Here is a 15,014-nt window from a genome sequence, read left to right as displayed (position 1 = left end):
GAAGGTAGAGCGCGGACGCGCATTCCCGAGGATGGCAAAGCCATGAACGCTGACGCAGCCCTGGCCGGCAGGATCCTGGAGGTTGCCCTGATGCTGGGCGAGCGCAGCGGCTGGGATGCCCTGCACCTGCATGACGTTGCCGACGACATGGGCATCGGCCTGGACCAGATCCATCGGCATTACCGGCAGAAGGACGACCTGGCCGAGGCCTGGTTCGAGCGGGCCGACCTTGCGCTCGTGCGCGCTTCCTCGCGTGAAGGCTGGGCCGCCCTGTCCCACCGCGAGCGCCTGGAGCAGGCCATCCTCGCCTGGCTCGAGGCGCTGGCTCCGCACCGGCAGCTCACCGCCCAGATGCTGCGCTACAAGCTGCAGCCGGAGCACGTGCATCTGCAGGTGCAGGGCCTGCTGCATATCAGCCGCACCGTGCAATGGCTGCGGGAATCGGCGCGCCTGCCCGAATCCGGCTGGCGCCGCGAATTGGGCGAGGTCGTGCTGACCGGAATCTTCCTTTCCACCTTTGGCTGTTGGCTACGCGACCGTTCTCCGGATTCCGGCCACACGCAAGCGTGGCTCGAACGGCAACTGCGCTGCGCCGAGCGCCTGGCCTGGCGCCGCCCTGGCGACAAGGGAGCCCGGTCCGGATGGACACGATCACCCATGCCTTGATGGGGGCGCAGGCCGCGCTCGCCATCCCTGTCGCCGAGGTTCCCGGCCGGCGACTCAGCACGCGCGAACGCCTGCTGCTTGGCGCTGCGGCCGGTGCCTTTCCGGATATCGATTTCCTGGGTTTTTTGGTCCATCCGCTGCGTTTCCTGGCGCAGTGGCACCAGGGGCCGACCCATTCGCTGCTGCTGCTCCCCGCCTGGGGCGCGCTGCTTGCCGGCCTGTTCTGCCTGGCGGCGCACCGGCGCGAGGCCTGGAGGGAAGCGTTCGCCGTCAGTTGCCTCGGCGTGGCCAGCCACATCGCGCTGGACCTGATCACGGTCTATGGCACCCGCATCTTCTATCCCGGCTCCGAACGGCGCTTCAGCCTTGGCACCAGCTTCCTGATCGATCCGCTGTTGAGCGGCATTGTCGTGTCCGGACTGGTCCTGGCACTGTTGCTGGCGCTGCAGTGGCGCGGTCGGGCGGCACTGGCGGGCATGGCGCTGCTGTGTGCCTATGTCGGCGTCCAGGCTGTGCTCAGGCAACGGGCGCTGGAACTGGGCAACGAATCCTTGCGCACTGCCGGTATCCAGGCGCAGCGCGTGGATGCGCTGCCCCAGCCGTTCTCTCCGTTCAACTGGAAACTGATTGCCCGCGCGGAGACGGACTACCGCGTCGCCCACGTCAACCTGGCCGGGCATCGGGCCTGGGTGCCGCAATGGCAGGTGCTGGGGCGCCTGCCGGCCATGGCCAGGGCCTACGAACCGCCCGGGCGCATGGTCTGGACCGAGCGGCCGCAGCTGCTGGAGGCGCCGGCTGAGCAGGCGCTGGCTGAGCAGGCGCTGGCATGGCAGCTCTGGGTGCGGCCGGACTTTGCCGATTTCAGGCAGTTCGCGGTCTATCCGGCCTTGTCCGCCATCACGGCGATGCGGGCATCGCCATCCGTGCCGCCGGGCGCAGCGGTCGCCTGCGTCTGGTTCACCGACCTGCGCTACGACCTGCCCGCGCTGGAAGACATCTTCCGCTATGGCTATTGCCGCGACAGTGCGCAGGCACCGTGGCGGCTGTACCGGCTTGCCTATTTCAGCCAGGACCAGCGCCAGCGCCTGGACTAGGGCAGCGAGGCGCTTGGCCACGCATCGATTTGCCTGTTCCGCGATAGACCTTTAAGGTGTCGGCTTTGGCCGGCGCATACCGGGATTCCGGGGCCCGGCCGGCCCGGAGCCCGCCACATGACCGCACCCCAGCCCGACGACCGCACCCGCCGCATCATGCTGTGGGTGGTGGCGGTCGGCTTCTTCATGCAGACGCTGGACTCGACCATCGTCAACACCGCGCTGCCGTCGATGGCGCACAGCCTGGGCGAGAGTCCGCTGCGGATGCAGTCGGTGGTGATTGCCTACTCGCTGACCATGGCGGTGATCATCCCGGCATCGGGCTGGCTGGCTGACCGCTTCGGCACCCGCACCATCTTCCAGACCGCCATCGGGCTGTTCGTGGTGGGTTCGCTGTTGTGCGCCTACGCGCCTACGCTGAACTTCCTGATCGGCGCGCGCGTGGTGCAGGGCGTGGGCGGGGCCATGCTGCTGCCGGTGGGGCGGCTCTCGGTGCTGCGCACCTTCCCGCGCGAGCAGTACCTGCAGGCGCTCAGCTTCGTCGCCATCCCCGGCATGATCGGCCCGCTGATCGGGCCGACGCTGGGCGGCTGGCTGACGCAGGTGCTGTCGTGGCACTGGATCTTCCTGATCAACGTGCCGGTCGGGCTGCTGGGCGCACTGGCCACGGTGCGCTATATGCCCAACGCGCGGCTGACCGGCATCGGGCCCTTTGACATCGCCGGCTACCTGCTGCTGGCCATCGCCATGCTGTCGCTGTCGTTCTCGCTCGACGGGCTGGCCGGGCTGGGCTTTCAGCATGCCACCGTGCTGATGCTGCTGATCGCCAGCATGGCCGCGCTGACCGCCTACGGGCTGCACGCCAACCGGCGCAAGCAGCCGCTGTTCCCGCTGCGGCTGTTCCGCATCCACAGCTTCAGCGTGGGGCTGCTGGGCAACCTGTTCGCACGGATCGGCAATGGCTCGATGCCGTTCCTGATCCCGCTGACGCTGCAGATCAGCCTGGGCTATTCGCCGTTCGATGCGGGCCTGATGATGTTGCCCGTCACCGCCGCCGGCATGGCCTCCAAGCGCCTGGCCACGCGCCTGATCCAGCGCCACGGCTACCGCCGCGTGCTGGTGGCCAATACCTTCGTGGTGGGGCTGGTGATGGCAGCCTTTGCGCTGATCACGCCGCAGTTGCCGCTGTGGCTGCTGGTCCCGCTGCTGGCGCTGTTCGGCATGGTCAATTCGATCCAGTTCACGGCCATGAACACGGTCACGCTGAAGGACCTGAGCGGGGCAGGCGCCAGCAGCGGCAACAGCATGTTGTCAATGGTGCAGATGCTGTCGATGAGCCTGGCGGTGACCGCGGCGGGCGCCTTGCTGGCGACCTTCCAGCACCGCTTCGGCGGCGATTCCACGGCGGTGCTGCCGGCGTTTCATGCCACCTTTGTCTGCATGGGGCTGATCACGTGCGCGTCGGCCTGGATCTTCATGCAGCTGGGGGTGCGCGAAGCCGCGCCGGCGATACCGGTGCAGCATGGCGAGAAGGAGGTGTGAACGCCTGCGCCCGGGCGCCTGCGTGACACATGGGGCGCTTTGCGGGGGCGGCCGCGAACTTACCCGCACTTCGCGGCTCCTATCCACATGAGCCGGCAGCGCCCGGTGCAAGGAGGCGCCCATGCAGCCGACAGGCAAGCCCGAGACCGAACCCGCCATTCCGCCGTCGTCCGGCGCCACTTCCGGCGGCAGCACGGTGCCGCACACGGCCCCGGCCACCCCTGACGGCGCCGGCGCGGTGCCGGGGCCATCGGCGGCGCCCGGCAAGGTCCATGCGGCGGCGCAGCCGGCGCTGGTCACGGACCGGGACTGCCCGCCGCCGCACACGCTGCCCGGCTGCGCTTGCGCCGACATGCTGTCGCCCGCGGCGCGCTACTGCGAGCTGTTCGTCGACGTCCAGCACAGCGGCCTGTTTGCCGACAGCAAGACCTTCCCTGACTGCATTCCCAACTGCGACCCGGACCTGATCGTGGCACGCTACCGCGAAACGCGCGACACGCCGGGTTTCTGTCTGGCGGATTTCGTGCAGGCGCATTTCACCCGCGCCACCGTGCCGGAGAGCCACTACGTGTCAGACCCGGCCAGCACCCTGCGCGAGCATATCGACGGCCTGTGGCCGGTGCTGACGCGCGAGCCCGTGGCCCATCCGCCGTTGTCGTCGCTGTTGCCGCTGCCGCACCGCTACGTGGTGCCGGGCGGGCGCTTCGGCGAGCTGTATTACTGGGACTCCTACTTCACCATGGAGGGGCTGGCCGGCAGCGGGCGCGGCGACCTGATGGTGGAGATGGCGCGGAACTTCGCCTACCTGATCGACACCTATGGCCTGGTGCCGAACGGCACGCGCAACTACTACCTGAGCCGCTCGCAGCCGCCGGTGTTTGCGCTGATGGTGGACCTGCTCGAGCGCGAGCAGTTGGCCAGCGCCATCGACTTCCTGCCGCAGCTGCGCCGGGAATACGCCTTCTGGATGGACGGTGCCGACTGCGTGCGGCCGGGCCACGCGCACCGACGGGTGGTGTGCCTGCCCGACGGCGCGGTGCTGAACCGCTACTGGGACGACCGCCCGTGGCCGCGCGAAGAGGCCTTCCTGGAAGACATGGAGACCGCAATGCGCAGCGGCCGGCCGCATCACCTGGTGTTCCGCGACCTGCGCGCCGCGGCGGAATCGGGCTGGGACTTCAGCTCGCGCTGGCTCGATTCGCCATCCACGCCCACCGGCCAGCCCGCGGACCTTGCCACCATCCGGACCACGGCGATGCTGCCGGTCGACCTCAACGCATTGCTCTGGCACCTGGAAACGCGCCTCGCCGTGCTGTGCGAGCAGGCGGGCGATGCCGCGGCGGAGGCTTACCGCGTGGCGGCGCAGCGGCGCGAGGCAGCCATCCTGCAATACATGTGGAACGACACCGCGGGCGCCTTTGTCGACTACGACTGGTGCCGCGGCGCGCCGCGGCTGTGCCTGACCGCGGCAATGGTGATGCCGCTCTATCTCGGTCTTGCGTTGCCGTCGCAGGCGCAAGCCGTGGCGCAGGCGGTGAAGGACCGGCTGCTGGTTGACGGCGGGCTGGCCACCACGGAATGTGCTTCGGGCCAGCAATGGGACCATCCCAATGGCTGGGCGCCACTGCAATGGCTGGCCGTGCGCGGGCTGGCACGCTATGGCCATGACGACCTGGCGCGTGAGATTGCGCAGCGCTGGCTGGCGACCGTGGCCAGTCTCTACACCCATGAATGCAAGCTGGTGGAGAAATACCGCATCCGGCATATCGAAGGGCCGGCCCGGGGAGGGGGCGGGGGCGAGTATCCGTTGCAGGATGGCTTTGGCTGGACCAACGCGATTGCCGGCGCGTTGATGGCTCTATACGGAGAGGTGCCGGCAAGGTGCCGGGCGGATGATTTGGCGAGCTGAGGTGGGCACACTGCGCTTGCATCGCGTTGGGGGGATTTGGGGATTGCTGCTCAATGCGGTCGGGGTGTCGCTCTTGACTAGCGTGGGCTGTTTTTGCCGCGCCGGCGAAACAGCCCACGCCTGCCAAGAGCCACAGCCGAATCGCATGGCAACAACAAGAACAGCCACCTTCAAAATTTCACGGACACACTCATCCAGTACCGGCGCCCATCCTCGACATGCCCATAGTCGGTGTAGTTCACCTGCTTGTCGAAGAGGTTGTAGATCCCGGCAAACACCGACACGTTCCTGGTAACCGTGTAGGTCGCCCCCAGGTCGACAGAGGTGTACGACGGCGCCACCACGGTGCTGGATGACGGCCCCGTGATCGGCTGGCTTTCCTTGCCGCGGTAGTTGACGCGCGCCCAGGCATTGACCTTTTCGCTCGGCCGCCAGTTCAGCGTGGCCACCAGCAGGTGCATCGGCAACTGGTTCAGCGGCTGACCCTGGTACTGGCCGCTCTTCTGTTCCGACTTGGTATAGGTATAGCTGCCGGTCAGTGACCACGCCTGCGCGATCGGCCAGCGCAGGCTGGCTTCCACCCCGCGCGAGTAGGCGCGGTCCACGTTCATGTAGGTGGTCGGGTTGGCGCCGAACCGGTTAGGTCCGTCGGTGCACTGCGTGGCCGGGCAGGCGACGCGCGTGATCTTGTCCTTGAAGTCGTTGTTGAACAGCGTCACGCCCGCCTGCAGGCCGTTGCCCTTGTCATAGAGCAGGCCCAGTTCCTGCGACAACATCGTCTCGGGCTTCAGGTCGGGGTTGCCGTACATATTGCCGCCGCGGCTGGTCTGGCCCCAGCCGGCCACGGTCTGGCGCAGGTCCGGCGCACGGAAGCCGGTCGACACCCCGCCCTTGACCGTCCAGCGCTCGGCCGCATGCCACACGCCGTACAAGCGCGGGCTGTAGTGCTGGCCGAAGTTCTGGTCGTGATCCATGCGCACGCCGCCGGTCAGGGCAAAGCTCTGCGCCAGGCGCCACTCGTCCTCGGCAAACAGCGCCCACTGGTAGCGCTCGACCTGGTTCGGGCCGCCGGCGATCTGGTTGCCGGTCTGGTCGTTCAGGCGCTGGTTCAGGTATTCGCCGCCGACCGACAGCATATGGTTGCCCAGTGGCATGGCCCAGCTGGTGCGCAGGTCCAGGTTCTTGATCTTCATCCGGCGGCTGCGGTTGTCGAACTCCTCCTGCTGGATATAGCTGTCGGAGACGCCGAAGCCCCAGCGGCCGGTATGCGACAGCGCGTACTTCTCGCTGCGGTAGTCGGTCTCGGAGGAGGTGGGGCAGCCGGAGCGCGGGCAGGCGGTGCCGGGCGGCAGCGGCGGCACGGTCTTGCCCACGGTCTCGCTGCGCAGCTGGCGCATGCCGGTGGCCTCGAACACGATGTCGTGGTTGCGCGTGGGCGTCAGCGCCAGCTTGGCGGTCAGGCTCTCGGCGCGGCGGCCGCGGAAGCCGTAGTCGATATCGTCTTCGATGCGGTGCGTGCTCTGGCCGTACAGCTGCAGGCCCAGCAGCTCGCTCTTGAGCGGCCCGGCCAGGTAGAAGTTGCCCTGGTAGAGATTGCCGGAGTCGCTGTTCTCCTGCAGCGTGGCGTCGCCGCGCAACTCGCCCGTCCACGTCCTGGGCACCTTGCGCGTGATGATGTTGATCACACCGCCCATGGCGTCGGAGCCGTACAGCGACGACATCGGCCCGCGCACCACCTCGATGCGCTCGATCGCGGACAGCGGCGGCGTCCAGCTGCTTTCCACGCCGGACGAGTCGGAGTTGGTGCGGGTCTCACGCGAGTTCTGGCGCTTGCCGTCGATCAGGATCTGGGTGTACTTGGCGCCCATGCCGCGCAGGCTGATGTCGGTCCGGTCGCCGCCGCCGCTGACGATCACGCCTGGCACTTCCACCAGCGCATCGTTGATGTCGCGATAGGCCTTGTTCTCCAGGTCTTTGCGCGTGACCACGCTGATCGACGCGGGCGCGTCGCGGATGTCCTGCTCACTGCCGGCCGCCGTCACCACCACGGTGGCGAGGGTGGCTTCCGTCTTCAGCGCCTGCGCCTGCGCCCAGGCTCCCGTCATGCCGGAGGCGGCGCATGCCGCCGCCAGCATCCGCATCCATTGACCCCGTTGTACGCCCGCCGGTGCTGGCAACCCTGCCGCCGCTCTTGTTGCCGCCCCGATCCCGGCGACCTGCCTGAACTTCATCATTTTCCCTGTCTTCTGTAAATAACAATCATTCTCATATTAAAATTCGAGATGAAGGTGCCTACCAGTCACTTTGGATAGCTTTTGTTTTCTTGACGTTTCTTGACGGAACCGGGGACCGGCGGCCACGTCCACGTCCGCAAGGCCCCGGCAAGCTGCATGCTGATGTGCTTCCACACGCCGCTCGCGCGCGTGCTGCTGATCGACGACGACCTGGAACTGGCGCAGATGCTGCGCGAGTACCTGGAGCCCGATCACTGCACCGTCACGCTGGCGCACACCCGCCAGCAGGGCGAGACCCTGCTGGCCCGCAACGACTACGACGTCGCCCTGCTGGACCTGATGCTCCCCGACGGCAACGGCCTGGACCTGCTCAGGCTGCACCGCGCGCGCTCGCAGCGCCCGGTGATCATGTTCACCGCGCACGGCGATGAAGCCGACCGCGTGCTGGGGCTGGAACTGGGCGCCGACGACTACCTGAGCAAGCCGTTCAGCCCGCGCGAGCTCAAGGCGCGCATGCATGCGGTGCTGCGCCGTTTCCACCGCGCCGCGCCTGCCGCGCCCGCACAGGCGCCGTGGCTGGAGGCTGGCGCGCTGCGCCTGAACCTGGCATCAGGCCTGGCCATCCACGGCAACGCCGAGGCGCCGCTGACCGGGGCCGAGCAGCGCGTGCTGGAAATCCTGATGCGGGCGCCGGGCCGGGTGGTCGCGCGCGCCGAGATCGGCCGGTTCGCGCTGGGCCGCGCGCCGGAACGCTACGACCGCAGCCTCGACACGCATATCAGCGCGCTGCGCCGCAAGCTGGCGCTGGACGGCATCACTTCGCCGCTGCTGATCCGCAACCTGCGCGGGCAGGGCTATTTGCTGGTGCAGGCGCCGTGAACTGGCGCCGCCGCGTGCGCGCGCTGTTTCCGCTGCCGCTGTTCTGGCGCAACTTCCTGACCTTCTGGCTGGGCATGGCCGCGATCGTCGGCATCGGCATGGCGCTGACGGCCGCGGTGGCCTGGTACCGCTTCGACGCGCTCGATGGCCTGAGCCCCGCGGTGCTGACCGAGGATGCGCTGGAAGTCGCCCAGACCCAGGGGCGCCCCGGACTCGAGCGCTGGCTGCGGGCGATCGATTCGCACGCCTCGGCGCTGGACATCTACATTGTCGACGACACGCTGCAGGAACTGCTGGGCCGCCCGTTGCCGGCGCGGCTGCGCAACCGCCTGGCCGACCGGCTGGTGCCGATGTGGCGCGCGGGGTTGATCGGCCATGCTGTCGCGCATGTGCCCGGGCCTGGCGCGCGCGTGTCATGGTGGGACCCGCAACCCATCGCGCTGCCGCAAGGCGGCGAGCTCCTGATGCTGTTCCTGCCGTTCGATTCGTCGCGTTGGGAGGTGCTGCACCTGTCGCCTGTGGTGCTCTCCCTAGGCCTGTTCGCGCTGGCCGTCTCGGCGCCGCTGTGCTGGGCGCTGACGCGGCATGTCACCGGCCCCGTGCGGCGCCTGCGCGAAGCCACGCAAGCGCTTGCCGACGGCGAGCTGGCCACGCGCACGCCGCCCGTGCTGGCCCGCCGCGCCGACGAGCTGGGCCAGCTCGCGCGCGATTTCGATGCCATGGCCGACCGCCTGCAGCGCCTGATGGACTGGCGCGAGCAGCTGCTGCGCAATATCGCGCATGAACTGCGGTCGCCGCTGGGGCGGCTGCGCCTGTCGCTGGAACTGGCGCGGCGGCGCGATGCCATGCTCGACCTGCAGTTCGAGCGCATCGAGCGCGAGACGGAACGGCTCGACGCGCTGGTCGAACGCACGCTGCAGCTGGCGCGGCTGCATGCGATGGCGCCGGTGCTCCGCCCGATCGACCTGGCGGAACTGCTCGACGTCATCGTCACCGATGCCCGCTTCGAAGCCGTGGCCCGGGGCGTGGCGATCTGCTGGACTCCCCCGGATGAACTGATCGTCGACGCAGATGCCGCGACGCTGGGCAGCGCCATCGAGAACATCCTGCGCAATGCGATCCGGTACACCGCCCCCCCCGCGCCCGTGACCGTGACGCTGCAGGCTGATGAGACGGCGATCCGGATCGCCATCGTCGACGGCGGGCCCGGCGTTCCGCAAGACGCGCTGGCGAGCCTGTTCGAACCCTTCTACCGCGTACGCAGCGGTCCGGGGCATCCGACCGGGGCGGGACTGGGTCTCAGCATCGCGCAGGCGGGCATTGCCGCGCATGGCGGCACGGTGTCGGCGCACAACGTGGCGCCGAGCGGGCTGGCGCTGCAGGTCTGCCTGCCGCGCAGGACGTGTGACGGCGCTGTTGGCACGGCCGGGACTTTGGCCAGTTAAGGGCGGACGGATGCTGCGGAGATGGCCTTTGCACCATGCAGTCGCTGCAAGCGGCGCGTACCCTTTGGCGTAGATGCAGCGCTTCAATGCGGCTGCCATGATGCAGATCAATCCGGCGCCTGTCTCCTCACCGTCCAGGCTCTTCGCAGGCACATCTGCCTTGCGCCGGCAAGTCAGATTTACACCTCATGACGCATAAGAACCACGGCGAGCTGTTCGCGGCAAAGGAAAAAATTCCGAGCAAGATCTAAGGCTTGCCTGATTGGTGGCATTAGGTGCCATACATATAGTTCAGCTGTCCCCGGGGCAACCGGCAACTGCAACACAGATCTGGCGGTTCAATGGCGGCACGGGGCGGGGCGGGATCCGTTGGATCCGAAAGCCATCTACCTATCAACTTATTTGAATCACCCATCATGACCCATACCAAGCTCCTCGCTGCTCTGATCGTCGCCGGTACCGCCATGGGCGCGCAGTTTGCACATGCCGCAAATGCCGACGGCCAGATCACCTTCAACGGCCAGATCACCGCCCAGACCTGCACGATCAACGGCAACGGCACGGGCAGCAAGAACTTTACCGTGACACTGCCGACCGTTTCGGCCTCCACCCTGGTCCAGGCTGGTGACACCGCTGGCCAGACGCCGTTCTATATCGCCCTGACCAACTGCACGCCGAACACCGGCAACGTGCATACCTACTTCGAGGCTGGCCCGACCACCGACACCACCACCGGTAACCTGATCGTGGACGCCGGCGGCGCCACCAACGTGCAGATCCGCCTGCTGAACGGCGGCACCGATAACAGCCCGATCAAGGCCGGCTTTGCCGACGCCGCGCAGAATTCCGGCGTAGTCGCCATCAACAGCGGCGCGGCCAAGCTGGAGTACTACGCACAGTACTACGCAACTGGCGCGGCAACGGCCGGTGCCGCCAACTCGACCGTGATGTACTCGATCGCTTACCAGTAAGCCCTGCTACCACAGGGCGCGGAGCGTGTTACCGGCGCGCTCCGCGCCTTCCGAATATTGAGTGTGTGCCGCTTCACCCGGTCAAGTCCGCTGCAACCATCATGAAAACGTCCATCAAGTCCCTGATTTCCGCCGGCGTGATTGCGCTGGGGCTCATGAGCGCGCTGCACGCGCAAGCTTCCGTGGTCATAGCGGGCACGCGGGTCATCTACAAGGCAAAAGACATCGAGACCACGATCAAGCTGACCAACGAAGGTCAGTCGCCGGCGTTAACGCAGGCGTGGATCGACAAGGGCGACGCGAAGGCTGCGCCGTCGTCCATCGACGTACCGTTCACCGTGACGCCGCCGGTGTCGCGCATCGACCCGAAAAAGGGCCAGACGCTGCGCATCATCTACACCGGCGAGCCACTGCCGCAGGACCGCGAATCCGTGTTCTGGCTCAATGTGCTGGAGATCCCGCCAAAGCCCACCGCCGAAGAAGCCGATGTCAACAAGCTGCAGCTGGCTTTCCGCTCGCGCATCAAGCTTTTCTTCCGCCCCGCGGGCCTGGAGGGCAACGCCGACGACGCCCCTGGCAGCATCAGCTGGCGCGTCACCCATGCAGGCGGCAAGCCGGCGCTTGAGGCAAGCAACCCCAGCAAGTATCACGTTTCTTTCGCCAACCTCGAACTGGTTGGCGGCGGCAAGACCGCGAAGTTTGAAGAAGGCGGCATGGTCGGCCCGGGCGAAGCCAAAACGTTCCCGCTGACCGGCGATGTTGCGCAAGGCACCGAAGCCAGGGTTCGCTACAAGGCCATCAATGACTACGGCGGCGCCGTAAGCGGCGAAGCCGCACTGGGCAGCAGCGCCACCAAGGCCGCTTCGCGCTGACCACACGCCGGGCCGCGTCCGGCGTTCTTCCGAGCTGATTTCTCCGATTGACGATGCCGCAACCAGCGGCAGGGGCAAGTCTTGCCCGCGCAAGGCCAGATATCCGGCATAAACCCATGAAAACCCAGAAGACCTCTTCCTTCCCGTCCCGGCTGCGTCCGGCCAGTGCGGTGGTATTGTCCTTGTTCGCCGGCGTGGGGGCATGGGCCGCGCCCGGTGGTAACAGCGCGCCGACGCTGGTGGCGGAAGTGGAATTCAACGACACCTTCCTGCAGCAGCCCGGCGGTGCCCGCATCGACGCGAGCCGCTTCAACAAGGGCAACGTGGCCTTGCCGGGCAACTATCGCGCAGAGCTGTACGTCAACCAGGTCTGGTTGGGCCGTGCCGAAGTGACGATGCGCCAGGTGGGCGAAGACAGCCGCAACGTGCAGCCGTGCTTTGACCGTGCCGCGATCGAGCGCATGGGCGTGGACCTGGCCAGGTTGTCACCGGAGGCGTCGGCGCGGCTGGACACGGGGTGCGTGTCGCTGCCCGACCTGATCCCCGATGCCACGGCCAGCTTCGACAACGGCGAGCAGCGCCTGGACGCCTCGGTGCCGCAGATCGCCATGTCGCGCTCGGCGCGCGGCTATGTCGATCCCAAGTACTGGGACGAAGGCGTGACCGCGGCGCGCCTGCAGTACAACGCCAACGTCTATCACTCCGACTCCAGCGGGATATCGACCACGCAGAGCTACGTCGGGGTGAACGCCGGACTCAACTTCGGTGGCTGGCGCTTTCGCCATCTGGGCAACCTGACGCACGGCGACGTCGAGGGCACGCGCTACCAGAGCGTGCAGACCAACCTGCAGCGCTCGATTGCGCCGATCAGGAGCCAGCTGATCATCGGCGATGCCTTCACCGACGGCACCCTGTTCGACAGTTTCGGCTTCCGTGGCGTGCAGATTGCCAGCGACGACCGGATGTACCCGGAATCCCAGCGCGGCTATGCGCCGGTGGTCCATGGCATTGCCAACAGCAACGCCCGCGTGCAGGTCCGCCAGGGCGGCAACATCATCTACGAAACCACGGTTGCCCCCGGCGCATTCGAGATCAATGACCTGTATCCGACCGGCTACGGCGGCGATCTCGAGGTGGTGGTCACGGAAGCCGATGGCAGCGTCCATACCTCGCGCGTGCCCTACGCCGCAGCCGTCAATGCGCTGCGCCCGGGCGTCACGCGCTACAGCGTGACCGTCGGCCAGTACCGCAATACGTCGATCCAGAGCAGGCCGATGCTGATGCAGGCAACCGTTCAGCACGGCATCAGCAATATGGTGACCGGCTACGGCGGCGTCATCGCGGCACAGGACTACACGGCGGTGATGGGCGGCGGGGCGCTGAACACGGACTTCGGCGCCTTTGGCGCCGACGTGACCCAGGCCTGGACCAACCTGCAGAATGCACCCAACCGGAGCGGCCAGAGCATGCGGCTGTCGTACAGCAAGCTGGTGGCACCGACCAACACCAACCTGACGCTGGCCGCCTACCGCTATTCCAGCAGCGGCTACCTGAGCATGACCGATGCCATGGCGCTGCGCGACCTGGACCAGCGCGGCCTGGGCCCTGGCACGTTCCTCGGCGGCATCCAGCGCGGGCGCCTGCAGGTGACCATCAACCAGATGCTGCCGCAAGGCTATGGCTCGTTCTACCTGTCCGGCTCCACGCAGAACTACTGGAACCGCGGCGGTTCCGATACCCAGTTCCAGGCGGGCTATAACAACAGCTACAAGCGCATCAACTATGGCGTCTCGGCGTCGCGCCAGTTCAACGTCGGCTCAGGCAAGTGGGACACCCGGGTGATGCTCAACGTGGGTATCCCGCTGGGCAAGGGTCAGCACGCGCCGTACTCGATGACCAGCCTGAGCCACGATTCCACCGGGGGCACGTCGCTGCAGGAAACAGTGACCGGCACCCTGGGCCAGGACAGCGCCTTCACCTACGGCGTGAACGCCGGCTACACCGGTGGCGGCGACACCAGGGATGCAGCCACTGTCGGCGCCAACGTCGGCTATGTGTCGCCGATGGCGACCATGACGGCCAGTGCCAGCAAGGGCCGCGACTTCTCGCAAGCAGGCCTGGGCATCAGCGGCGGCATCGTGGCCTATGCGGGGGGCGTGGCCTTCACGCCCACGGTGGGCGACACCATGGCCATCATCGAGGCCAAGGATGCCGCGGGTGCGCGCCTGGCCAACGGCAGCGGCCTGCGCGTGGACCCCTGGGGCCACGCCGTGGTGCCGACCCTGACGCCATTCGCCACCAACCAGATCGAGATCGACCCGAAGGGGCTGCCCATGAGCGTTGAGCTGAAGACGACGCAGCAGAACGTGGCGCCGACCGCAGGCGCGATTGTGAAGATGAAGTTCGAGACCGACAACCCTGGCCGTGCGGCGCTTCTGCGGGCCAACAGACCGGATGGCAAGCCGCTGCCGTTCGGGGCGGAGGTCTTCGATGCACAAGGCCAGAGCGTCGGCACTGTCGCTCAGGGCGGGCGCATCATTGCGCGCGGGCTGAAGACGGATGCAGGCCAACTGAGCGTGAAGTGGGGTAGGGCCGTTGCGGAAGCATGCAAGCTGGACTATGTCCTGCCGAAGCTTGAAAAAGACGCGAATGCCTCGTATCAGACCGTGGAAGCGGTTTGCCGCTAAAGCTGGAGCGAATGGTGCCGCCCCCATTTTCTTAATGCATGCCAGCCACGGCATGCGCAGGACGTCAGGATGTTGAATTCTACAAGCCCATATCAAAGCCAGCGCGGTGGCGCCTTGCACAAGATATTGTCTGTCCTCACACGATCAGTGAGCAGAGGCCAGGCGACGGCCAGGCCATGGCACGGCATACTGAAGGCAGCTGCGCTGCTGTTTTGCCTGGCACTGCATGGACAGTCGTTCGGCGCGACCTTCTCCTGCACACCGAGTGCCGGTACACTGGACTTCACCGCGCCCACTGGTACATACGGCGTGCCGCGCGATACCCCGGTGGGCACGCATCAGAACAAGGAGTTTGCCGGGCCGGGCACTTATACGTCATCGCCGGGATTCAATATCGCGCTGAACAACTGCCCGGCCGGCATGACTTCGGTGAGCTATCGCATCGATGCCGTGACCCCGGCTCTCGATGCCGCCAACTCGGTGGTATCGCTCGATGCCTCCTCGACGGCATCCGGCATCGGCGTGCAGTTGCTCGATGATTCCGGCAATGTTTTCGGCTGGGGACCACCAAGGTCTTGAGCGACTATAGCCAGCACTGGTGGCAGCTACGTCATTCCACTGAAGGCACGCTACTACCAGACCGGAAGCACGGTGGCGGCCGGCGCCGCCAACTCGGGAATGACGTTCACCATGACCTACCAGTAGGGACGAGTCC

General features: G+C 67.0%; 11 protein-coding genes. 10 read left to right on the top strand and 1 reads right to left on the bottom strand.

Annotated elements, in window-relative coordinates:
- Positions 1-42 precede the first annotated feature (42 nt).
- From AC3WRR_RS05430 to treF, 4 genes are all read left to right on the top strand, one after another.
- Positions 43-666 carry a hypothetical protein gene (locus AC3WRR_RS05430; RefSeq protein ID WP_010811037.1) on the top strand — a complete coding sequence of 208 codons (624 nt, stop codon included), beginning with the start codon at positions 43-45 and terminating at the stop codon, positions 664-666.
- Positions 642-1,760 carry a metal-dependent hydrolase gene (locus tag AC3WRR_RS05425; protein ID WP_492296380.1) on the top strand — a complete coding sequence of 373 codons (1,119 nt, stop codon included), beginning with the start codon at positions 642-644 and terminating at the stop codon, positions 1,758-1,760. Before AC3WRR_RS05430 ends, AC3WRR_RS05425 begins: the two co-directional genes overlap by 25 nt.
- A 117-nt stretch (positions 1,761-1,877) precedes the next feature.
- Positions 1,878-3,302 (top strand): multidrug transporter subunit MdtD, encoded by a 1,425-nt coding sequence (gene mdtD / locus AC3WRR_RS05420; RefSeq protein WP_010811039.1) that lies wholly within the window; start codon positions 1,878-1,880, stop codon positions 3,300-3,302.
- Positions 3,303-3,423: 121 nt separating this feature from the next.
- Positions 3,424-5,211 (top strand): alpha,alpha-trehalase TreF, encoded by a 1,788-nt coding sequence (gene treF / locus AC3WRR_RS05415; RefSeq protein ID WP_010811040.1) that lies wholly within the window; start codon positions 3,424-3,426, stop codon positions 5,209-5,211.
- 170 nt (positions 5,212-5,381) lie between these two features.
- Here the strand turns inward: treF and AC3WRR_RS05410 are convergent, their stop codons facing one another.
- A complete protein-coding gene (locus AC3WRR_RS05410) occupies positions 5,382-7,352 on the bottom strand; it encodes a ligand-gated channel protein (RefSeq protein ID WP_037024666.1) in 1,971 nt (656 codons plus the stop codon).
- Positions 7,353-7,601: 249 nt separating this feature from the next.
- Here AC3WRR_RS05410 and AC3WRR_RS05405 point away from each other — a divergent pair, with 249 nt between their 5' ends.
- From AC3WRR_RS05405 to AC3WRR_RS05380, 6 genes are all read left to right on the top strand, one after another.
- The gene (locus AC3WRR_RS05405) at positions 7,602-8,324 is read left to right on the top strand and encodes a response regulator transcription factor (protein ID WP_010811042.1); all 723 of its coding nucleotides are present in this window, start codon (positions 7,602-7,604) and stop codon (positions 8,322-8,324) included.
- A complete protein-coding gene (locus tag AC3WRR_RS05400) occupies positions 8,321-9,769 on the top strand; it encodes a sensor histidine kinase (protein WP_439669301.1) in 1,449 nt (482 codons plus the stop codon). Before AC3WRR_RS05405 ends, AC3WRR_RS05400 begins: the two co-directional genes overlap by 4 nt.
- Positions 9,770-10,185: 416 nt before the next feature.
- Entirely contained in the window at positions 10,186-10,740 is a 555-nt protein-coding gene (locus tag AC3WRR_RS05395; RefSeq protein ID WP_010811044.1) for a fimbrial protein, read from the top strand.
- A 101-nt stretch (positions 10,741-10,841) separates the two neighbouring features.
- The gene (locus AC3WRR_RS05390) at positions 10,842-11,612 is read left to right on the top strand and encodes a fimbrial chaperone (protein WP_439669299.1); all 771 of its coding nucleotides are present in this window, start codon (positions 10,842-10,844) and stop codon (positions 11,610-11,612) included.
- A gap of 116 nt (positions 11,613-11,728) precedes the next feature.
- The gene (locus AC3WRR_RS05385; RefSeq protein WP_439669298.1) at positions 11,729-14,299 is read left to right on the top strand and encodes a fimbria/pilus outer membrane usher protein; all 2,571 of its coding nucleotides are present in this window, start codon (positions 11,729-11,731) and stop codon (positions 14,297-14,299) included.
- Positions 14,300-14,368: 69 nt separating this feature from the next.
- Entirely contained in the window at positions 14,369-14,878 is a 510-nt protein-coding gene (locus AC3WRR_RS05380; RefSeq protein WP_144062258.1) for a fimbrial protein, read from the top strand.
- The last annotated feature ends 136 nt before the right edge of the window (positions 14,879-15,014 follow it).

Source organism: Cupriavidus sp. FW305-3-2-15-C-LB2 (assembly GCF_058787575.1).
The sequence above is the reverse complement of the archived record's forward strand: the minus strand, read 5'-3'. Positions and strand labels throughout refer to the sequence as shown.

Bases quoted from the DNA above. Each gene is read 5' to 3' on its own strand.
- AC3WRR_RS05430 (WP_010811037.1), top strand. From the start codon at position 43: ATGAACGCTGACGCAGCCCTGGCCGGCAGGATCCTGGAGGTTGCCCTG.
- AC3WRR_RS05425 (WP_492296380.1), top strand. From the start codon at position 642: ATGGACACGATCACCCATGCCTTGATGGGGGCGCAGGCCGCGCTCGCC.
- mdtD (WP_010811039.1), top strand. From the start codon at position 1,878: ATGACCGCACCCCAGCCCGACGACCGCACCCGCCGCATCATGCTGTGG.
- treF (WP_010811040.1), top strand. From the start codon at position 3,424: ATGCAGCCGACAGGCAAGCCCGAGACCGAACCCGCCATTCCGCCGTCG.
- AC3WRR_RS05410 (WP_037024666.1), bottom strand. From the start codon at position 7,352: ATGCGGATGCTGGCGGCGGCATGCGCCGCCTCCGGCATGACGGGAGCC.
- AC3WRR_RS05405 (WP_010811042.1), top strand. From the start codon at position 7,602: ATGCTGATGTGCTTCCACACGCCGCTCGCGCGCGTGCTGCTGATCGAC.
- AC3WRR_RS05395 (WP_010811044.1), top strand. From the start codon at position 10,186: ATGACCCATACCAAGCTCCTCGCTGCTCTGATCGTCGCCGGTACCGCC.
- AC3WRR_RS05390 (WP_439669299.1), top strand. From the start codon at position 10,842: ATGAAAACGTCCATCAAGTCCCTGATTTCCGCCGGCGTGATTGCGCTG.
- AC3WRR_RS05385 (WP_439669298.1), top strand. From the start codon at position 11,729: ATGAAAACCCAGAAGACCTCTTCCTTCCCGTCCCGGCTGCGTCCGGCC.
- AC3WRR_RS05380 (WP_144062258.1), top strand. From the start codon at position 14,369: ATGTTGAATTCTACAAGCCCATATCAAAGCCAGCGCGGTGGCGCCTTG.